We start from the raw sequence: 18,977 nt of genomic DNA on the forward strand, positions 1-18,977 counted from the left end.
GCGGCTATGAAATCTGTTTTTCGTCTACTTCCTTTCCTCTTTCTGCTGGGGCTGAGCGCCTATCTTCCCGGCGTGCGGGCTGAAACCTGCCGCGCAAATATCGGCCAGACCACGGTCAATATTCCTAATATCAAGTATTTACCCACGCTGCCGATCAATACCCAGATGACCAGCGCGATGGCGGATAACGGCAGCGGGATCCCTTTTTCCTGCGACCTGCAGCTGCCGACGGCGAGCGCCAAACGCATCGTCTATAAGCAGCTGAAAACCGGCGGCTCGCCGATGGTGATTAACGGACAGCATGTCTACCCCAGCGCTATCGACGGCATTGGTTACGCCCTCAGCTTCCAGTGCGCCGGCGGCCCGATGCGTGCCATCGATGGCAGCCACTCCGCCGGCGGCGAGTCGGTGGTGGTATGCGACAGTGCGACGCTCCCGGCGCTGATGACGCAGCAGCAAACCACGGTGAGGATTGCGGTAACCTTCTATAAAACCGGAACGGTGCAACTGGCGGACGGGACGCATACCAACTCGCCGCCGCTGCCGCAGGTGGGGGAGATGACCATTGAACAGCAGACCAGCGCAAGCGCCAGCTTTGTCGCCAGCGCGCCGGTCAGCATCGATATCGCCGCCCTGAATGTGGACATTGGCAGCAGCGGCAGCTGCCAGGTAGCGACATCGACGATCCAGGTCAGTCTGGGTACGGTTAACCGGGGGGAGTTTCATGGCAAAGGGACTACCGGCGGCCAGGCGAAGCGCTTTTCGATTCCGGTCTTCTGTCCGACGCCGACCGACGTGCGCATCGGCTTTTTCGGCGTCAGCGTGGAGAGCGATACCCTGGCCCTGAGCCAGGCCAGCAACAGCGCCAGCGGCGTCGGCGTGAAGCTGACCTACGGCAATAACCCCGGTGCGGCAGTGCCCGACGGCACCAGCGTTAAGATCAATGAGGCCAGCAACTTGCCGATCCTGAAAAGGGTGACCGGCGCCAGCGCCGGTACCGCCGAGGCGATCAATTTCAACGCCCAGTATGTGCAGACTGACGCCACGGTGGGAGCCGGTACGGCCAACAGCATGGTGACTTTCGCCCTGGAGTATAACTAGCCTGGGGCGGCGTTATTCAAAGGTCACGGTGATTTTGGCGGTCGCGGAAAAAGGCCCCAGCTTCGGCGTTCTCGACAACCAGAGCAGCCCCGCCGTATAGGTGCTCGCGAGGGTCGCGCCCGTTGCCAGCGTAAAGTGAATCGGAGCATTCATCTCAATAAGGGGATGCATGCTGGCGTTTGGCGAGATGGCAATGCCGAAGCCGCTGTCGGGCTGCGGCAAAATAATGGCGCTCTCCTGTATCGTATTAGTGGTGCTAAACGTAGCAAGCATAGGTTCGGTCCCGCAATCACTGCCGTTACCCTGCTTGACCAGACCATAGGTGACGGTAAAGGGGCGTGTTTTTTCATAGTAGCCCGGTCGGGCGTTACCGGCAGGAATATCGCCAAAGTTAATTTCGCTTGGCGAAATAGATACCGTGGGGACGCAGGCCATTGTTCTGATACGGTTCAGGCCGGTAATGAAAAGATTATAGTTGGCGCCAGCGGTGCCGTTGCGTAGACCGCCTTGGCCATCTACCTGAAAAAGCGACAATTTTAGGTTATCGTCTATTTTACCTTCCCCGGTCACTCTGCGGCCCGTCGAGATGATATAGACCTGGTAAACCAGGCTGAATGTCTGCCCAATGGCCGGGGACTTACAGGTATTCCCGCTTTTATCACACAGCGTCGCCGGGCCAATCTCCACCGATTTTTTATTTTGTAGCAGATAGTCGATGCCGTTGTAAGTAATGCCTACCTGGATAAAGTCGGGCAAGCTGCTGGCTTTATTTTCCGGATCCAGCCAGAAATAGGCGCTTTCACCGTTCGGAAAATTATCGGTATCTTCGCAACTGAAGGTGGCGGTAATAGGGCTGGAGACCCATATCTTTTTATTGGCAATAAGCTCGCTGCTGGAGACTTTAATGATGCTCTCGATATTCACGACTTCGCTGATCGTGGACGAGGTGGTCTTGCAGGTCAGCGCCTGCGCCGGGAAGGCGCTCAGCATGAACAGAACGGAAAGCCATGTCAGAAATAACGTATCGCTAAGTCGGCGCATAATTACCTCGAGGGGGTTACTGTGCAGATTAAGGATAATTCACGCCAGGCCGTCGCCTGCTGAGGCTCCTGGCGCAGTTCGGGCAGGGTGATTTCGCAGCTTTGCTGGTGCGTTTCGCCCCATTTCATCTGCAGCTTTTCGCCTGAATCGACTCCGCTGACGTAAACTTCTCCTCCCGGGCCGACCAGACCATTGCTGATCCCACTGGCGCGATAGAGCTGTGCGCCCAATGGTGGATAGCTGCCGTCGGCGAGGGTGGTATGGATCAGCACGCTATATCCCCGGAACGTATCAAAGCGCACCCGGGTGATTGCCCCGCGGGTAGGCACGGTATCCGCTACCGCGTTAGGGACATCAAGAAAGGTATCGAAGTCCTGAGGGTTGAGCGCGACAGAATTGACCCGATAGGGAACGCTTTGTGGTACGACAGCGTAGCCGAAGGGATCGATGCGCACGCCGGTCTGATTCTCTATCCCTACCCCCTGAGCGTCTTTGGCCTCCACTAGCGCAAAGCTTGAGCCCAGCGGTTGCGAGAGGGTAACGCCGCCGCGGTGCGCCACCACGCCGCCGCTCAGATTCAGACTCGCCTGACGATGGCTTTTGCTGTAGGCGTAGCCGGTATACAGATTACCGTACTGGCCGAGATAACCCAGGCTGGCGCTGTTGGTGCTATGGCTGGTGTCATCATAGGCGCTGGTGACGGCCCAGCTCAGGCGACCATCATCGAGCAGCGTGCCGTTTACCCCAGCCTGCCCGGACGTGCCAGACGATTTACTGTGGGCGAGGGTAAATGCGGTATTGATCCGGCGGTTTTCTTGCAGAGTAAAAGGGATGGAAACGCGCAGTGTGATGCTATTGTCGTCATGGGTGAAGTGGCTGCGCGTATTCTGATAGTACAGACCATAGTTCACGTTATGGATAGTGCTGTTAAAGCCCGCCTGCAGCGAGATATCGCTTCCTGAGCTATTCCAGTAATTTTGCTGGCTGAAGTTAAGGAAGAAAGCGCTGTTCTTACCGAGAGTTTGCCGGGCAGAAATATCAAAGCGATGCTTTTTATTATAAAACCAGGACGTGTAATAGTGTTGGGGAGCGCTTGCCAGCCAGCTTTCGTCTTCGTCAGAGGGCCAGTAATCATTTTCGTACAGGCCATTGTGCCAGCGTCGACGCTCGTTAACCGCATCGCTGAGGCTATAATAACCTGCCGTTGAGTAACGGTAGCCCGCGATTTGAAAGTCGGTCTTGCTTGATAAAAAGGATTTAGCATACAGAAAACGCACGCTCCCTCCCTGCTTGCGCTGGCCATTCGCCAGCGTCGTTCCCGCCAGCGTATAGTCGGCTGAGAGGGCGCCAATCTCCCCCAGATTGCTACCGACGCCAAAGGCGCCGGCGCGATAGTTCTCCGCTGCAAGGGCGCCACCGTATAGTGTGAAGGTATTATTCAGGCCATAAGAGAGCGAGCTTTGCATCAGGGCGGGGGCATAGCCGTCAGCGCCGTCATGATACTTACCCGCCGACAGCTGATAATTCCATTGGCCTGCCCGCACCAGCTGTGGCAGGGTGGTGTAGGCGACAGTAAAGGTCGTCTGGCTACCGTCGGCTTCAATGACGGTCACGTAGAAATCACCGCTGCGGTTAACGGCGCTGATATCATTTAGCTCAAAGGGACCGGCTGGGACGTTCTCGCTGTAAATCAGATAGTTGTTCTGCCGAACTTCCACCCGGGCATTGCTGTTGGCCACACCGCGAATGACCGGCGCGAAGCCGGTCTGGCTGCTGGGGCGCATTTCGACATCGGTGCCAAGCTGTACGCCGCGAAACTGGACGCTATCGAAGACGCTGTTGTCGGTACTGGTCTGGCCGACGACAAGCCGGCTGCGCCAGGGAATGATGTTCGTTTCCGCCCAACTGGCGATGCTTTGCCACTTATCCGCCTGGCCGCTGAACTTATTCCAGTAGGCATTATTGCGCAATCGCCACGATGCAATATTGATCCCGCTGTTTAGCGAAAGATATTGGTACTGGTGGCTGCCCCCGTCGCCATTATTGGCATCGGTAGAATAGCTGTAGTTGACGAAAGCAGCGTTAATACCTTCATCAAAGCGCATGGGGGAAACATAGTCGCGAGGATAGTGCTCAATATATTGCTGAGGGATATGTATGATCAGCCGATGATTAGCGATATCCAGCTGTTGCTCTGCCTGGCGGATCGTCTGCGACAGCGCGAAACAGGGCTGGTGGTCATCGTCAATCTTGACGCCATAGCGGATATATTCCGCCGCGCTCAGGCAGGGGGCCAACCCGCCGTGTGCGCTATCCTCTGAGAAGCGAACGGGGCGGCTATCCACCAGCAGATCGTTAATGTAAATATTAACGTCATAGGTGCCCGGCATGACGTCGCCATCGCTGGCGACAAACTGATTAAAAGCCAGCGGGTCGATGCCGTTCACAAACTGGGCATTATAGCGTTCCGCGCTGTCTGCCGGTAACGTGATGGAGATTAACCATGCGCTGGCAAAATAGCGTAATTTACTATCGTCCATCACTCTATCTCCCTAAAGAGGTGCGACGTTTATTTTTTTATTGGAATATCAACAACGGCGCCGTAATCATTAATATATTTCATTTTATGCAAGCGCTGCATGCTGGCGATATTGACAGCGTGATGACTGTACGGCAGCAACATAAAGTTTTTCAGAGGATAGATTTTGCCTTTGTTGTCGATCGCCTCGGCATTAATAACCGTAATATGCAGTGGACTGTTGTTAGTAAAAGATAACGTGTTAGCGCTTTGCTGCCACTGCAGATTTTCAACGGCTTTGGGCAGCGATGTGGCAATTCCTTGCGGGCGATAAAATAGTTTTAATCGAGTGCGAATTGCGAACTGCAGGATGTTATTTTCCTCAGGCGCAGGAGGGACCTCCTGAATATTCACCCAAAACAGACTTTCCCTGTCGGCAGGAAGACCGGTTCCTGAGTAAATAAAGGGAAGGTGCGAATAAGCAGGTCATTTCTTCCCAAGCTGACTCGCTGATTAAAATTTCGCGGATCTGGGCCGATTTTTTTCCCGCAAACACATCGAATCAGCCTATTTAGGCTATTTTTTCCACCATTTCTGGCGTTATTTCCGGTTTTTACTGAGATCTCTCCCACTGACGTATCATTTGGTCCACCCGAAACAGGTTGGCCAGGGTGAATAACATCGCCAGTTGGTTATCGTTTTTCAGCAGCCCTTTGTATCTGGCTTTCACGAAGCCGAACTGCCGCTTGATGATGCGAAACGGGTGCTCCACCCTGGCACGGATGCTGGCTTTCATGTATTCGATGTTGATGGCCGTTTTGTTCTTGCGCGGATGCTGCTTCAAGGTTTTTACCTTGCCGGGACGCTCGGCGATCAGCCAGTCCACATCCACCTCGGCCAGCTCCTCGCGCTGTGGCGCTCCTTGGTAGCCGGCATCGGCTGAGACAAATTGCTCCTCTCCATGAAGCAGATTACCCAGCTGATTGAGGTCATGCTCGTTGGCCGCGGTGGTGACTAGGCTGTGGGTCAGGCCACTCTTGGCATCGACACCAATGTGGGCCTTCATGCCAAAGTGCCACTGATTGCCTTTCTTGGTCTGATGCATCTCCGGATCGCGTTGCTGCTCTTTGTTCTTGGTAGAGCTGGGTGCCTCAATGATGGTGGCATCCACCAAAGTGCCTTGGGTCATCATGACGCCTGCTTCGGCCAGCCAGCGATTGATGGTCTTGAACAATTGACGGGCCAGTTGATGCTGCTCGAGCAGGTGGCGGAAATTCATGATGGTGGTGCGATCCGGCAGGGCGCTATCCAGGGATAATCGGGCAAACAGGCGCATGGAGGCGATTTCGTACAGGGCATCTTCCATGGCACCGTCGCTCAGGTTGTACCAATGCTGCATGCAGTGAATACGCAGCATGGTCTCCAGCGGATAGGGCCGTCGGCCATTGCCCGCCTTGGGATAAAACGGCTCGATGACTTCCACCATGTTTTGCCATGGCAGAATCTGCTCCATGCGGGAGAGGAAAATCTCTTTTCGGGTCTGACGGCGCTTAGTGCTGAATTCACTATCGGCGAAGGTGAGTTGATGGCTCATGATGTCCCTCTGGGATGCGCTCCGGATGAATATGATGATCTCATATCAGGAACTTGTTCGCACCTTCCCTAGGTGATCTGGTGAAAAATGAGCATAAACCATTGTCATTTTAATGTCTGAATGCCCCAGAATATCTCGCAGTACCAGTATGTTTCCGCCATTCATCATAAAGTGACTGGCGAAAGTATGACGCAACACATGGGTGCATTGACCCTCTGGCAAGTCGATTCCTGCGCGTTTCACTGCACGCTCAAAGGCTTTTCTGCATGGCGTGAATAGCTTCCCTCTGATTTTGGGGAGTTCGTCATACAGATCCTGAGATATCGGTACGGTTCGGTTTTTCTTGCCTTTGGTTTTGGTATAGGTGATCCGGTATTTTGACAACTGATGGCCCTGAAGGTTTTCGGCCTCACTCCAGCGTGCGCCGGTGGCCAGGCATATTTTTGCAATCATCAGCAAGCTGGAGCTTTGAGAGTCAGCACAGGCATCAAGCAGGCGTTTAATTTCGTCCGGGGCCAGGAACGCTAGTTCTCCCTCTGCGATTTTGAATGTTGGCAGCCCTGCTAGTGGGTTAGGGGCTGACCAGTGGCCCAACTTTTTCAAGGTGCCAAAAACGGATGATAAGTTACGCTGTTCCAGGTTTACCGTGCGGGGCTTTACTGGCGACATTAGCGCACCGTCTTCGTTACGAACCTCACCTTTTAATCGTGCTTCACGATATTTTGTAAAGTCACTGGCGGTTAATTCAGAGGCGACGGGATCGCCCAGGCCATTGCAGATAATATTCAATTTCGCCATTAGGCGCTTAGGGTCTGCCAGCGTCTGGCCGTAAAGGGAGTGCCACTGCTCAATCAATTCTGACAAACGCCGCCGATCTTCCTTTTCACCCAGCCACGGTTTTTTGTTCACTTCATCCATGGTGAAATTTTCGAATGCTACAGCCTCGCCCTTTGTCGCAAATTGCTTGCGCACGCGCTTCCCGTCACGTCCGTTCGGATAACACTCGCATAACCACTTTCCGTTCGGCTGCTTTCTGATCGTCATAATTAAATGCTCTTAATGACTTTTACTGCACGGCCAATTACCTCAACGTCGTCGACAGAGCATTCAAAAGAGGTGTCATCTTGATGGACAATAATTTTATTCCCTGGGATGCGGGCAATCTTCACGATACTTTTCATTCCATCAATATCGATAAGCCAGATTCCGTTACTGAGCTGTTTTGTAGAGGTATCAATAACGTAATCCCCTTCAGTCGTTTTTACGTACAAACAGTCTTCTGCTTTACCTGAAATCAGCCCCTGATCAAGATAAATATCCTCCAGTTCATTAAAAGTACCGCCCTCTATCGTTACCTGTTTCACTGGCGGGACGACAATCTTAGAAAGGGGGCGTACTGTGGGCTGACTCTCGTTTTTGGACTTATTTTTTTCGTCTGCCTGAGGGTACATTTCGCCTTGCCCTGTTGTTAACCAGAGCAAAGAAATGCCTGTTTCAAGAGCGCATTGGATAACCCAGTCAGCAGGAAAGCTGTCACGTAACATCCTGTTTGCCATAGTACTTTTAGAAGCTTGAAGATGCTCAACTAAAGCAATCTGAGTATTGAAACCGTAGGCAGTCATTAGCCTTTTGATAGCTTCCCTTCCTCCCGTATTTGTACCGCTGTTGATCTTCAAGTTGAACTCTCCATTTGACAATCCAATATCGGGATCGTAAGTTATGTCCAACTTCTAAAGTGAGAGTTTGGAAGTTGGGGTTGAACATCATAAAACGCACTAAAACTAAAAGATACTGCACTATGAGCACAGATATTTCAATTCGAGTACCAAAAGAGATGGCTACGCCTGCAGAGTTCGCGGAGTGGGAAGGTATTTCCCGTGGCTCTGTATACCAAAAAATTCATCATGGTCATCTTGCTAAGTACATGGTTAAAAAAGAGAAAAATAAAGGTCGCGTAAGCCTGCGTTACTTAATGTACAAAACCGATCAGGTCCGTGAGTCTCTTGGTCATTCCAACTTCCGCGTCATTGTTGGTCAGTAAGTTCGATTATGAGAACTTTTTAAGGGGCCCACATGTTTGATTATAAGATTTCCAAACATCCGCATTTTGATGAAGCCTGCCGGGCTTTCGCACTGCGTCATAACATGGCGAAACTGGCAGGGCGTGCCGGGATGAATGTTCAGACTCTGCGCAATAAGCTTAACCCGGACCAGCCGCACCAACTTACCGCGCCGGAGATCTGGCTGCTTACTGATCTGACCGAGGATTCAGCGTTGGTTGATGGTTTCCTGGCTCAGATCCACTGCCTCCCGTGCGTGCCGTTAAACGAAGTCGCGCGCGAAAAGATGCCGGAATATGTTCTAAAAGCTACGGCAGAAATCGGCCGCGTGGCTGCCGGCGCTGTTTCCGGCGAAGCGCATACAACGGCAGGGCGCCGTCAGATTGTTGATAGCATTAATTCAGTTACTCGACTGATGGCATTAACCGCAGTGACGTTGCAGGCGCGCCTGCAGGCAAGCCCGGCAATGGCCAGCACCATTGATACAGTCACTGGCCTGGGTGCCTCGTTTGGTTTGATCTGAGGTGGCTATGTTGACTAAACAACCATCTATCGCATCGCTGCTCGTTAAGCAAAGCCCATCACCTCATTTCGGGCATGGCTGGATCATGGGGAAGGATGGCAAGCGCTGGCATCCGTGCCGCTCTCAGGATGCGCTGCTGGAAGGTTTAACCGGTAACAGGAAAAGAATGTCATGGCTTTCAAAGCTGAAGATATCACTATCAATATGAGCGCCGGGCAGCGTGCCAGTGCGTTAAATCATATATCTGTGCTACGCACCGCTCTATATGGCGACTGTGAAAAAGAACTTAATCGCTTTATTAACGAAATGCGTGATAAGCGTGATGAAAAGTACGAGCTGAATAATCGTGTGCTTGCTGCATTATTTTTTCTTGCAAATATTAGCAAGGAGCGTCACTGCGTTGAGTTTAGTGAGCTGACGAGTGACGAGGTAACCGCACTTATTGGTGTGATGAACCATCTTCGCGCAGTCGTGAGTTTATTTCCAAAACGGCTAGCCATGCCGAATTAAACGACAACAGAAATTAATGGCGTATACCCGCCGGGCATTTTTTTGCCCAAATTCAGGAGAAACAACAATGCGAAATATCGAAACCCGTTCCAACAAAATCGGCCCGGATGATGCAGGTCTTAACCAGATACTGACAGAGGCCCGTATGGAAGAACGCCGTGCACGTGCTGCGGCGATGGCTGCCCGTCTTGATAGCATGGCGTGTCACATCACATCGCGCCAGCTTAATCACGTTGAGGCGGCGGAGCTGCTGCGCGTTGCTGCGGAAAACATCCAGAACGAAGCGCAGGAGATCCACTGATGGCTGATTCTATGGACCTCGTACAGCAGCGCGTTGAAGAAGAACGCCAGCGGCACATCCACACCGCCCGCAATAAAGCGCCGGGCGTTTCCCGTGTCTTGTGCATTGACTGCGACGCACCAATACCGCCAGCCCGCCGCCGTGCTATTCCTGGTGTGCAGTGCTGCATCACCTGTCAGGAAATCGCAGAGCTGAAAGGCAAACACTACAATGGGGGTGCTGTATGAGCACCATCCTGAAATGGGCGGGCAATAAAACCGCCATCATGCATGAGCTGAAAAAGCACCTGCCTGCAGGCCCGCGACTGGTTGAACCTTTCGCGGGTTCCTGCGCTGTGATGATGGCGACAGAGTATCCTCATTATCTTGTCGCGGATATTAACCCTGACTTAATAAATCTATATCGGGAGATAGCTACAAACGCATCAGATTTTATTGAGCGTGCCAAACACCTGTTTAAAATTTTCAATAGTGCAGATGGTTATTATGATAGCCGGGATTCATTCAATCAGGATAAAGATCCTGAGTGGCAAGCGCCTCTCTTTTTATTCTTAAATCGTCATTGCTATCGTGGTCTTTGTCGTTATAACAAAAAGGGCGAATTTAACGCGCCTTACGGTCATTATAAAAAACCGTATTTTCCTGAAAATGAAATCCGCGCTTTTGCTGAAAAAGCTACCCGTGCCACGTTTATCTGCGCCAGCTATGACGAAACTTTGGCGTTATTGGTGCCTGGGGATGTTATTTATTGCGATCCGCCATATGACGGTACTTTCAGCAACTATCACACTGCCGGTTTTACTCAGGACGATCAGTATCAGCTGGCCTCTATTCTTGAGCGCCGGGCATCAGAAGGCCATCCGGTCATTGTTTCGAACAGCGACACTTCTCTGACTCGTTCCCTGTATCGAAATTTCACTCATGACCGCATTAACGTAAAGCGCAGCATCGGCGTTGCCGCGGGCGAAGGAAAAAGTGCTGACGAACTTATTGCTGTACTGAAGCCGGGAGTATGGGCTGGCTTTGATCTAGCTGGCGGCCCTGATCGCTCTGTCGTGCATGAGGTGCGCGCGTGAGTCATCACGAAGTTGAAAAGCACGGCGGAGCAGAAGATTCCGCCGCTGCTTTTGCCTGGAATTTACCTAAAAAGGCGATTAACCCCTATCTGGACCCGGCAGAAGTAGCGCCGGTTTCTGCGCTTTCAAACCTGATTACTCTCTATGCTGCGGATAACGAGCAGGAACAGCTGCGCCGCGAGGCTCTGAGTAATGAGGTCTGGGACCGCTATTTCTTCAATGAATCCCGTGATCCTGTTCAGCGGGAAATGGAGCAGGACCGGCTGATCAGCCGTGCCAAAATGGCCCGCGAGCAGCAGCGGTTTAATCCCGATCTGGTGATTCTGGCGGACGTAAGCGCTGAAACATCACATATCAGCAAGCCACTGCTTGAGCGCATTAAATATTTCGAGGGCCTGGGCAAGCCGAAGGCATATTCCCGCTATCTACGTGAAACCATCAGGCCGTGCCTTGAACGCCTGGAGCGCGTGCGTACCAGCCAGGTTTCTGCGTCATTCCGTTTTATGGCGAGCCACGACGGGCTGGAGGGCCTGCTGGTTCTGCCTGAAATGAACCAGGATCAGGTTAAGCGGTTATCTACCTTGGTGGCGGCACACATGAGCATGTGTCTGGATGCTGCCTGCGGTGAGCTGTTTTCGGATGAAGACGTTACGCCGGAAGAGATCCGCCGGTCATGGGAAAGGGTGGCGGCTGAGGCCATGCGCCTTGATGTTATCCCGCCTGCTTTCGAGCAGCTGCGCCGTAAAAAGCACCGCCGTAACCCGGTCCCATACGAACTTATTCCGGGTTCGCTTGCCCGTATGCTCTGTGCTGACTGGTGGTATCGCAAGCTGTGGCAGATGCGGTGTGAATGGCGGGAAGAACAGCTGCGCGCCGTCTGCCTGGTTAACAAAAAGGCGTCCCCGTATGTCAGCTATGAGGCCGTGATCCATAAACGCGAACAGCGCCGCAAATCGCTGGAGTTCTTCCGCTCGCATGAGCTGACCAATGAGCAGGGCGATACGCTGGATATGGAAGACGTGGTAAACGCCAGCAGCAGCAATCCGGCGCACCGGCGCAACGAAATGATGGCCTGCGTTAAAGGGCTGGAGCTGATCGCAGAAATGCGTGGTGAATGCGCCGTGTTCTATACCATCACCTGTCCGTCACGCTTTCACGCAACGCTCAATAACGGCAGGCCAAACCCAAAATGGACCAGTGCCACGGTCCGGCAGAGCAGCGATTATCTGGTGCATATGTTCGCCGCCTTCCGTAAGGCGATGCACAAAGCCGGGCTGCGCTGGTATGGCGTCCGCGTTGCTGAGCCACACCATGACGGCACCGTGCACTGGCACCTGCTTTGCTTCATGCGCAAAAAAGACCGCAAGTCCATCACTGCACTGCTGCGTAAATTTGCCATCCGTGAGGACCGCGAGGAGCTGGGCAACAATACCGGCCCGCGTTTTAAGTCTGAGCTGATCAACCCGCGCAAGGGTACGCCGACCAGCTACATCGCGAAGTACATCAGTAAGAACATCGACGGGCGTGGCCTGGCTAACGAAATCAGCAAAGAAACCGGCAGATCACTGCGGGACAATGCCGAACATGTCAATGCCTGGGCCTCGCTGCATCGCGTCCAGCAATTCCGCTTTTTTGGTATTCCGGGGCGTCAGGCATACCGTGAGCTGCGTTTGCTGGCAGGCCAGGCCGCGCGACAGCAGGCCGATAAAAAAGCCGGAGCGCCGGTACTGGATAACCCGCGTCTGGATGCCGTGCTGGCGGCAGCCGATGCCGGGTGTTTTGCCACCTACATCATGAAACAGGGCGGCGTACTGGTTCCGCGTAAACATCACCTGGTCCGCACGGCTTATGAACTCAATGACGAGCCATCAGCCTATGGCGATCACGGCATCCGTATTTATGGCATCTGGTCCCCGATTATTGAGGGACGGATTTGCACGCATGCGATGAAGTGGAAAATGGTTCGTAAGGCCGTTGACGTTCAGGAGGCGCCAGCCGACCAGGGCGCTTGCGCCCCTTGGACTCGTGGCAATAACTGTCCCCCTGTGGAAAAAATGAACTATTTTGAGTCGGATTTATCAGGTGAAAAACAGCTGGAACCGCTGCCGGACTTCAATAGTATGAGCCGAAAAGAGCTACGGGAGCTAAATGCGAGGCTGCGACAGGTAAGACCGAAGCGGCGGAAGGGTTACAAACAGGAAATTAACGATCGGCTGCGCCTGCAGCTTGAACATGAGTTGAAGTCCAGAGGGTTTGACGGCAGCGAGAATGAGATCGATCTACTGCTGCGTGGTGGCAGCATTCCATCGGGGGCCGGGCTGCGGCTTTTTTACCGCAATCAGCGGCTGCAGGAAGATGACAAATGGCGGCAGTGGTACTGATTACGCGTCTTTAGCAATTCTCGCTCTTCTTCGATCCCATCGGATACATCTGATTGAATGATAAAAACTATTTTACAACTGAAAAATCGTAATATACTGTATATAACAACAGTGTGCGCCGGGAGACCGGTTAGAGATCAAGGGGTGAAAGTCCCCGACCATTGAAGGACCAGCAATCCACAAGGTCCCCGAGTCATGCGTTGCATACCGCGAGGTATGGGGCGAAGCGTTGACAGGGGTGTTGACAGGCCAGCCATTGAGCCACGAAATGTATATTAAATTACCGGGTGCCGACGTTGTACTGTTAACGGAAGGCAACATCATAGGGTGCGATACTGCGAGTGCCACATGGACCCGGCGGGGTCTGAGACCCTGGCATGTCAATACGATCTCTACGCGGGAACCGGGAGATCTCCCCTCTGACCATCTGCCAGTGTCGGAGATGGCCCGCACCGGGAAGACGAGGAGTCATAGCCGGTGATGTACGGAGAGGAGAAGTCGGACTCGCTCATAGTAGCGGCGAAGCAGGCGAACAACCCGAAAGGAGCGGAGTCAGTGGAGCGAAGGAGCGGGGCCAAGGGGAACGCGGAACAGCCACACATGCGCCGGACACAGAGCCGGGAAAGCATGTCACAGAGGCTGTCACGCGTGCGGGAAGCTGCGAAGCAGCGGAAGAAAGAACGGTTTACAGCATTGTTCCACCTGCTGACAGTCGAAGCACTGGAAGCCGCATTCCTCTCCCTGAGCAGGAAAGCGGCCGCCGGAGTGGATGGCATCAGGTGGATGGACTACGCCGGAAACATGAAGAACAACATAACAGATCTGCACCGGAGGCTACATCAGGGCAGCTACAGGGCGCAGCCCGGCAGGCGTCACTACATCCCAAAAGCGGATGGAAAACAACGCCCGCTCGGCATCGCCTCGCTGGAGGACAAGATCGTCCAGTATGCGCTGGTGAAAATCCTGAACGCAGTCTATGAAAACGACTTTATGGGGTTCTCATACGGGTTCAGACCCGGGCGAAGCCAGCACGATGCACTGGACGCACTGGCCACAGGGCTGGTACGCACTAACGTAAACTGGGTACTGGATGCCGACATCAGTCAGTTCTTCGACAGGGTGAGCCACGAATGGCTGATCAGGTTCACAGAGCATCGGATCGGCGACCGGAGGGTAATCAGGCTCATACGTAAGTGGCTCACAGCCGGGACGTCGGAGGAGGGTCAATGGCGAGCAACGGAGGAAGGCACCCCACAGGGTGCGGTCATCTCACCGCTGCTGGCAAACATATACCTCCACTACGTCTTCGATCTGTGGGCGCATCAGTGGCGACGTCGCTATGCCACAGGCAATGTGGTAATGGTCAGATACGCCGATGACATCGTCATCGGGTTCGACAAACGATACGATGCCCGGCGCTTCCGTATAGCCATGCAGCGCAGACTGAGGGAGTTCGGACTCACGGTTCACCCGGAGAAAACCCGTCTGATGGAGTTCGGCCGCTTCGCTGCCGAAAACCGTGCCATCAGGGGAAAAGGCAAACCAGAAACGTTCAACTTCCTCGGGTTCACGCACATCAGCGGGAAAGATCGCAACGGCAGGTTCATGCTGATACGAAAGACCCGCCGGGATCGGATGACGGCAACTCTGAAAGCCATCAAAGACGGTCTGCGAAGGCGCTGGCATTACTCAATCCCCGAACAGGGAAAATGGCTCAGGAGAGTGGTTCAGGGATACCTGAACTATCACTCGGTACCGGGCAACTTCCCCACCATGCAGAAGTTCAGGACACACGTAACAAACCTCTGGCGCCGGGCGCTCAGGCGCAGGAGCCAGAAGGATGATACGACCTGGACGAAAGCAAACAAACTGGCAGCCGCATGGCTACCAAGGGTTCGGGTTCTTCATCCATGGCCTGTGGAGCGGTTCACCGCCAGACACCCGAGGCAGGAGCCCGGTGCGTAAATCGCGCACGCCGGGATCTGTGCGGGGGGTATCCGGTAACGGGTATCCCTACCGCGACGGTTATTTATACAGTTATGCTGTATCCCGTAGTAAGGTCAGGAGGGAAAATGCAGGATTACCTTTTGGAGTCGTTGAAACTCCAGCGTATTGATTTTTTTATCAAGCTTGTAGCGGATAGTGAGTGTAGCGATGAAGAAAAGAGGCTTGCCATTCAGTGGGTTTCAGAGCTGACAGACGAGCTCCTGGCAAAAATCCGCAGCCATGAATGCAACCGGTCAATGGACATTTCCAGTTAAGGGGAATCTCTATGCGAATTGAAATAATGATCGATAAAGAGCAGAAGATTAGCCAGGCAATACTGGACGCTCTGGAAGCTGAACTTTACCGAAATCTCCAGCCGATCTATCCAAAGACCGCGATCCGTATTCGAAAAGGTTCGGCAAACGGCGTTGAGCTAAGCGGCTTAAAGCTAGATGAAGACAAAAAACGAGTGATGGAAATCATGCAGCAGGTTTGGGAAGACGACAGCTGGCTGCATTAAGAAACGTTGTAGGCGTCAGAACTTGATTCTGACGCCTATGAGGTTGAACAACGAGTAAGGCGAGGCGTTAGGTGAAGTGACTCCTTATAAGCCATCTATGATTGAAGGGTGACTTTTTTTAACGTATCAAAAACGATTTTCGTAAACTCATTTTCATTTCTAACATCAATATAAGCAAGGCCGCTATTGGTGATCTTGAGCTTACCGGAATACTCTAATGAATTAACAGAGCAAACAAGTCTGTCAATTCGTATTTTTTTACCCTCTAACTCCTCTTTATAATATTTCCTAAGATCACTGCTGCCAATAATTTGCATTTTAGCCGTGGCATAATCAGAGACTCTAACTCTTGAAATATCAAGTTGTGTTAAATTGATATTTACACTTGAAGATATTTCATTAAGCCAGTTTATAGGGTTTATGTCTATTTCTTCCAAGCTAACACCTAAGCCAAGATTTTTTACCAAAGCCTGAGAAAAAGGCTTTAAAGTTCTGGGGGGGTTAGTGATCTGCATTACAGGAAGAGAGTCTACAGCCACGCTAAAATTTGTAGTGCGATACTCGATTCTTTCAACGGTAGTTTCACTTCCGTCAAAGCTTGATATTTTGTCATGGTAAACAATACGCTCGACAAAACGCCCACTTGCAAAATCATGGCGTATTTTATCAAAAATAAACCCTTTCCCTTTATCCTCTGTAAAAGAATCAAGAGAAAGACGTCTGACGGCTGTTTCAAACTCAAGCCGTATGTTTAACTTAAGCCATTTAACTTTTTTCATCTTCGTTCACCTCTGATCCTATTATTATATTATAGGCATTTTCAGCGGCGGACTCAATTAATTCACTAATATGTTTTTTCTCTTGTGCCGTTGCCGCGCGAATGGTTACATTGAAACCATCTTCTTTTTGATTGTTTATCCCTTTAATTTGATAGGCAAAGTCACAGCATTTCTCTGAGTCTTTAAAAAATGCTTCGACGTTGATTCTATCTCCAATTCCACTTGTTGGTTTTGAAGACCATGCAATACGCCCGATATAATAACCTTTCTCATGTAATTGAGAGAATATAGCTGAACTGTTTACCCCTTCACCATTCAGGACGGCTTTCTTAACAAATCCGGTATCAATAGTTTCTTCCTTGTCTTCATCCTCACTGGCATCAGTACTGCGATTTAATTCGACTTTTGTTACGTCATCAGTCTCATAACCACGTAGGCCATTCATTAATTCTTGAAAGAACTGACTTCTCAATGTAGGGTCAGTTATTGCTAGTAGTGAGATTTCGAAGCGCTCGATAGGCTCGGACTTGATTTTAGATAGCTCGTTTTGCAGGCTCTCAATAACTTTTTTTGCCTCGGGGTTTTGAGGCATACGTACTTCAACTTTGTCAGTATCAGGGCGAAGTTCTATTATAACATTCCGCTTGTCGATCTGACGTAATGCAGTTTTAGACAGGTCTATTTCTTCATAGTTGTATTCTACTGTAAGTGAGCCATCTTTTTTAGCTACAATATTCAGGCTTTGACCTTTACTAGGTGAGCATGTTTTCTTTAGTGCTTCAGCTGCACTTATTAATTCGGCCTGATTTGTTGAGGTTTGGAAGCTTACACTAGTAGTGCTTTCTCTTGGGTCATATGTTTTGACCAGTTTTTTTATGTGTTCTAATTCATTAAATCCGTGAGGAAGTTTGGATATTTCCTCAATTAGTATTTCCTTGTCGAGTTCTGGTGATAAAAACACACCTCTATTCAACAATAATTCATGCAATTTTGCAGCGGTTATCCTTTTATGATGCAATGCATCATAAATATTTTTGTCAGTTGCGAAATATAGTTTTTTAGCCATTATCGTTGCTCCATGCCGATTTTTTCAAGATTATATTCAACAACAATTTTGTCTGTCTTGTCGAAGTCGATTTTAAGAAAAAGTCTTTCATCCTCGCCTAAGAGCCAGTCTGTGCTGTATTTCTTTTTCGCTCTTTCAAAGTGATGAATGGCATTTTCATTTGGATGAATGTAACAATGGCGTAATACGATTGGTTTACCTTCGGTTAGTATCTGATAAGTTGATAACATATCAAAGAAGTAAACAAATTCGTCTACTGAATCCCCAGGTTGATTATAATAAACAACATATCCTTCAGGATTTTTATCCCTGAGCCAACTAAAAGCCTCATGCTTTATTATAATGTATGGTGATGTTAATAATTCAATTGTTGCGGGTGTTGCCTGATTAATAGGGTGTTTTATTCGTGTTAGTGAAAGATCTGGGTAATAATATGTGAACTTATCAGGTTGAGGAAGTTTTCCTGAACCAATTAATTTGGTTATGTCAGAAGATATGTTTATCAAATCTGATATTTTATAAGGGTCAAGTAAATGTAGTTTGATGTTTGGAGGGCAATTTATAGATGAGTGGTCTAACTTTTTCGTAATATTCTCATAAAAGTCCTTGTCATATAAGTTATCATGGTTATATAAGAATAATAACCCTCTTACGTTATAACCTAAAGAATCATCATGAACATATTTCAATCGCCATTCTTCACTCACATTTGCACATTCGGTAGCTAAAGCAAGCGATGTTAAAGCTCCCTCGACTATTTTTTTCCCAATAGTACCTTCTGCATAGCTTTTGAGGTCTGTGTTGAGATAGACCATTTCCTCCTCATATGGATCTATGTAGAAAAATACAACATCGCTTGGATGCGTTTTCTTAGAATGAGCCTCTTGGCAACAATCCCAATTCATATCCGCTCTAGCGGCACGATCCCATTTGAATACTGAGAAAATATCATCAGAAATCTTACCCGCGACTCGTTGTATAGCCGAAGTCTCTCCACCCATTTCAATCTCGCTCCTTTACAATTGCTGTGGCAATCTGCCTGAAAATCCATCTGACTTGATGAGTAATCTAACCATATGGTTCGTATGTGTTTGTTGCATGACTATAGCGCATGAAAATGAATGATCGCAAAAGGATCATTTCTGCTCGGGCCCGCCAGTTCTGGCGGGCTTTCGCCTGTGTCATGCAGGTGCATGAAAACCACTACACAAAGCGGGCAGGCGTGGCGGGGATACGAGCGCGCGCTAGCGGGGTTATGTAAGGTTTCTGGAGCCATGTCTCATTTTTGTTGCGGCTGATTAGTTACCCTACATTAAACACGTGTAATGGAGATGAACATGACATACCAAGTCGAAGCTGTCTGTCCTTGTTGTAGCGTCGTTGCAGGTGGTGATTTGAATAAAATTGAAGAAGTATTTGGTTTTAGAACGGTGGAAGGTGAGCGTCTGATCCCGCAATCGTATTGTCGTAGATGTCGTAGTCTAAAATGCTCCCCAAATGACAAAAAATGCGGAGCATGAAG

The 18,977-nt window shown here is 50.7% G+C and carries 21 protein-coding genes and 1 pseudogene; 12 read left to right on the plus strand and 10 right to left on the minus strand.

Features of this window, described 5'->3' with window-relative positions; all coding sequences use genetic code 11:
- Positions 1-6: 6 nt before the first annotated feature.
- Positions 7-1,101, plus strand: a complete 1,095-nt coding sequence (locus KB892_RS04465) for a fimbrial protein (protein ID WP_002914264.1) — start codon at positions 7-9, stop codon at positions 1,099-1,101.
- 12 nt (positions 1,102-1,113) lie between these two features.
- Here KB892_RS04465 and KB892_RS04470 read toward each other — a convergent pair whose 3' ends face one another.
- From KB892_RS04470 to KB892_RS04495, 7 genes and pseudogenes are all read right to left on the minus strand, one after another.
- Positions 1,114-2,142 (minus strand): fimbrial protein, encoded by a 1,029-nt coding sequence (locus tag KB892_RS04470; RefSeq protein WP_002914263.1) that lies wholly within the window; start codon positions 2,140-2,142, stop codon positions 1,114-1,116.
- A gap of 2 nt (positions 2,143-2,144) precedes the next feature.
- Positions 2,145-4,682, minus strand: coding sequence for a fimbria/pilus outer membrane usher protein (locus KB892_RS04475; protein WP_004151033.1), 2,538 nt, complete (start codon positions 4,680-4,682; stop codon positions 2,145-2,147).
- A 29-nt stretch (positions 4,683-4,711) separates the two neighbouring features.
- Positions 4,712-5,137 (minus strand): annotated as a pseudogene (locus KB892_RS04480) (molecular chaperone); the annotation flags it as partial.
- The gene (locus KB892_RS31485; RefSeq protein ID WP_323129907.1) at positions 5,071-5,292 is read right to left on the minus strand and encodes a hypothetical protein; all 222 of its coding nucleotides are present in this window, start codon (positions 5,290-5,292) and stop codon (positions 5,071-5,073) included. The pseudogene KB892_RS04480 and the gene KB892_RS31485, both read right to left, overlap by 67 nt.
- Complete coding sequence (locus KB892_RS04485; protein ID WP_000019473.1) at positions 5,274-6,254, minus strand: IS5-like element ISKpn26 family transposase; 981 nt, start codon at positions 6,252-6,254, stop codon at positions 5,274-5,276. The genes KB892_RS31485 and KB892_RS04485 overlap by 19 nt, the downstream gene beginning before the upstream one ends.
- Positions 6,255-6,299: 45 nt before the next feature.
- Positions 6,300-7,298 carry a site-specific integrase gene (locus tag KB892_RS04490; RefSeq protein WP_062955148.1) on the minus strand — a complete coding sequence of 333 codons (999 nt, stop codon included), beginning with the start codon at positions 7,296-7,298 and terminating at the stop codon, positions 6,300-6,302.
- Positions 7,299-7,300: 2 nt separating this feature from the next.
- Positions 7,301-7,930, minus strand: a complete 630-nt coding sequence (locus KB892_RS04495; protein ID WP_004151019.1) for a phage repressor protein CI — start codon at positions 7,928-7,930, stop codon at positions 7,301-7,303.
- Positions 7,931-8,052: 122 nt separating this feature from the next.
- On the opposite strand from KB892_RS04495, the gene KB892_RS04500 reads away from it, so the two are divergent.
- The 11 genes from KB892_RS04500 to KB892_RS04550 all read left to right on the plus strand — a co-directional run bounded on the left by KB892_RS04500 (position 8,053) and on the right by KB892_RS04550 (position 15,610).
- Entirely contained in the window at positions 8,053-8,295 is a 243-nt protein-coding gene (locus KB892_RS04500; RefSeq protein ID WP_001397669.1) for a hypothetical protein, read from the plus strand.
- Between the two features lie 32 nt (positions 8,296-8,327).
- Entirely contained in the window at positions 8,328-8,837 is a 510-nt protein-coding gene (locus KB892_RS04505; protein WP_004151018.1) for a phage regulatory CII family protein, read from the plus strand.
- A gap of 7 nt (positions 8,838-8,844) precedes the next feature.
- Positions 8,845-9,045: a phage filamentation protein Fil family protein gene (locus tag KB892_RS04510; protein ID WP_004151017.1), complete on the plus strand. Its 201-nt coding sequence runs from the start codon at positions 8,845-8,847 to the stop codon at positions 9,043-9,045.
- A complete protein-coding gene (locus KB892_RS04515; protein ID WP_004144796.1) occupies positions 9,009-9,347 on the plus strand; it encodes a DUF5347 family protein in 339 nt (112 codons plus the stop codon). The genes KB892_RS04510 and KB892_RS04515 overlap by 37 nt, the downstream gene beginning before the upstream one ends.
- Positions 9,348-9,414: 67 nt before the next feature.
- On the plus strand, positions 9,415-9,648 hold the full coding sequence (locus tag KB892_RS04520; RefSeq protein ID WP_004151016.1) for a DUF2732 family protein: 234 nt from the start codon (positions 9,415-9,417) through the stop codon (positions 9,646-9,648).
- Positions 9,648-9,875 carry a TraR/DksA family transcriptional regulator gene (locus KB892_RS04525; protein WP_004151014.1) on the plus strand — a complete coding sequence of 76 codons (228 nt, stop codon included), beginning with the start codon at positions 9,648-9,650 and terminating at the stop codon, positions 9,873-9,875. The genes KB892_RS04520 and KB892_RS04525 overlap by 1 nt, the downstream gene beginning before the upstream one ends.
- On the plus strand, positions 9,872-10,723 hold the full coding sequence (locus tag KB892_RS04530) for a DNA adenine methylase (protein ID WP_004151013.1): 852 nt from the start codon (positions 9,872-9,874) through the stop codon (positions 10,721-10,723). The genes KB892_RS04525 and KB892_RS04530 overlap by 4 nt, the downstream gene beginning before the upstream one ends.
- A complete protein-coding gene (locus KB892_RS04535; RefSeq protein WP_004151012.1) occupies positions 10,720-13,104 on the plus strand; it encodes a replication endonuclease in 2,385 nt (794 codons plus the stop codon). The genes KB892_RS04530 and KB892_RS04535 overlap by 4 nt, the downstream gene beginning before the upstream one ends.
- A gap of 477 nt (positions 13,105-13,581) precedes the next feature.
- Positions 13,582-15,069 carry a group II intron reverse transcriptase/maturase gene (ltrA, locus tag KB892_RS04540; protein WP_004178082.1) on the plus strand — a complete coding sequence of 496 codons (1,488 nt, stop codon included), beginning with the start codon at positions 13,582-13,584 and terminating at the stop codon, positions 15,067-15,069.
- A 107-nt stretch (positions 15,070-15,176) separates the two neighbouring features.
- Positions 15,177-15,365 carry a hypothetical protein gene (locus KB892_RS04545; protein ID WP_004151011.1) on the plus strand — a complete coding sequence of 63 codons (189 nt, stop codon included), beginning with the start codon at positions 15,177-15,179 and terminating at the stop codon, positions 15,363-15,365.
- A gap of 11 nt (positions 15,366-15,376) precedes the next feature.
- The gene (locus KB892_RS04550) at positions 15,377-15,610 is read left to right on the plus strand and encodes a DinI family protein (protein WP_004151010.1); all 234 of its coding nucleotides are present in this window, start codon (positions 15,377-15,379) and stop codon (positions 15,608-15,610) included.
- 95 nt (positions 15,611-15,705) lie between these two features.
- Here KB892_RS04550 and KB892_RS04555 read toward each other — a convergent pair whose 3' ends face one another.
- The 3 genes from KB892_RS04555 to KB892_RS04565 are packed head-to-tail and all read right to left on the minus strand — an operon-like array spanning position 15,706 to position 18,456.
- Positions 15,706-16,389, minus strand: coding sequence for a hypothetical protein (locus tag KB892_RS04555; protein WP_004151009.1), 684 nt, complete (start codon positions 16,387-16,389; stop codon positions 15,706-15,708).
- Positions 16,376-17,455: a hypothetical protein gene (locus KB892_RS04560; protein ID WP_004151008.1), complete on the minus strand. Its 1,080-nt coding sequence runs from the start codon at positions 17,453-17,455 to the stop codon at positions 16,376-16,378. Before KB892_RS04560 ends, KB892_RS04555 begins: the two co-directional genes overlap by 14 nt.
- Positions 17,455-18,456: a hypothetical protein gene (locus KB892_RS04565; RefSeq protein WP_004151007.1), complete on the minus strand. Its 1,002-nt coding sequence runs from the start codon at positions 18,454-18,456 to the stop codon at positions 17,455-17,457. Before KB892_RS04565 ends, KB892_RS04560 begins: the two co-directional genes overlap by 1 nt.
- Positions 18,457-18,977: the final 521 nt, after the last annotated feature.

Origin of the sequence: Klebsiella sp. P1927, assembly GCF_018204675.1 — a bacterium.
Classification (GTDB): domain Bacteria; phylum Pseudomonadota; class Gammaproteobacteria; order Enterobacterales; family Enterobacteriaceae; genus Klebsiella; species Klebsiella pneumoniae.

Excerpts from the sequence above, each read along its gene's own strand:
- KB892_RS04530 (WP_004151013.1), top strand. The coding sequence starts at position 9,872 with ATGAGCACCATCCTGAAATGGGCGGGCAATAAAACCGCCATCATGCAT.
- KB892_RS04490 (WP_062955148.1), bottom strand. The coding sequence starts at position 7,298 with ATGACGATCAGAAAGCAGCCGAACGGAAAGTGGTTATGCGAGTGTTAT.
- KB892_RS04555 (WP_004151009.1), bottom strand. The coding sequence starts at position 16,389 with ATGAAAAAAGTTAAATGGCTTAAGTTAAACATACGGCTTGAGTTTGAA.
- KB892_RS04565 (WP_004151007.1), bottom strand. The coding sequence starts at position 18,456 with ATGGGTGGAGAGACTTCGGCTATACAACGAGTCGCGGGTAAGATTTCT.
- KB892_RS04545 (WP_004151011.1), top strand. The coding sequence starts at position 15,177 with ATGCAGGATTACCTTTTGGAGTCGTTGAAACTCCAGCGTATTGATTTT.
- KB892_RS04475 (WP_004151033.1), bottom strand. The coding sequence starts at position 4,682 with ATGGACGATAGTAAATTACGCTATTTTGCCAGCGCATGGTTAATCTCC.
- KB892_RS04470 (WP_002914263.1), bottom strand. The coding sequence starts at position 2,142 with ATGCGCCGACTTAGCGATACGTTATTTCTGACATGGCTTTCCGTTCTG.
- KB892_RS04465 (WP_002914264.1), top strand. The coding sequence starts at position 7 with ATGAAATCTGTTTTTCGTCTACTTCCTTTCCTCTTTCTGCTGGGGCTG.
- KB892_RS04505 (WP_004151018.1), top strand. The coding sequence starts at position 8,328 with ATGTTTGATTATAAGATTTCCAAACATCCGCATTTTGATGAAGCCTGC.
- KB892_RS04560 (WP_004151008.1), bottom strand. The coding sequence starts at position 17,455 with ATGGCTAAAAAACTATATTTCGCAACTGACAAAAATATTTATGATGCA.
- KB892_RS04520 (WP_004151016.1), top strand. The coding sequence starts at position 9,415 with ATGCGAAATATCGAAACCCGTTCCAACAAAATCGGCCCGGATGATGCA.
- KB892_RS04485 (WP_000019473.1), bottom strand. The coding sequence starts at position 6,254 with ATGAGCCATCAACTCACCTTCGCCGATAGTGAATTCAGCACTAAGCGC.
- KB892_RS04550 (WP_004151010.1), top strand. The coding sequence starts at position 15,377 with ATGCGAATTGAAATAATGATCGATAAAGAGCAGAAGATTAGCCAGGCA.
- KB892_RS04515 (WP_004144796.1), top strand. The coding sequence starts at position 9,009 with ATGGCTTTCAAAGCTGAAGATATCACTATCAATATGAGCGCCGGGCAG.
- KB892_RS04510 (WP_004151017.1), top strand. The coding sequence starts at position 8,845 with ATGTTGACTAAACAACCATCTATCGCATCGCTGCTCGTTAAGCAAAGC.
- KB892_RS04525 (WP_004151014.1), top strand. The coding sequence starts at position 9,648 with ATGGCTGATTCTATGGACCTCGTACAGCAGCGCGTTGAAGAAGAACGC.
- KB892_RS04500 (WP_001397669.1), top strand. The coding sequence starts at position 8,053 with ATGAGCACAGATATTTCAATTCGAGTACCAAAAGAGATGGCTACGCCT.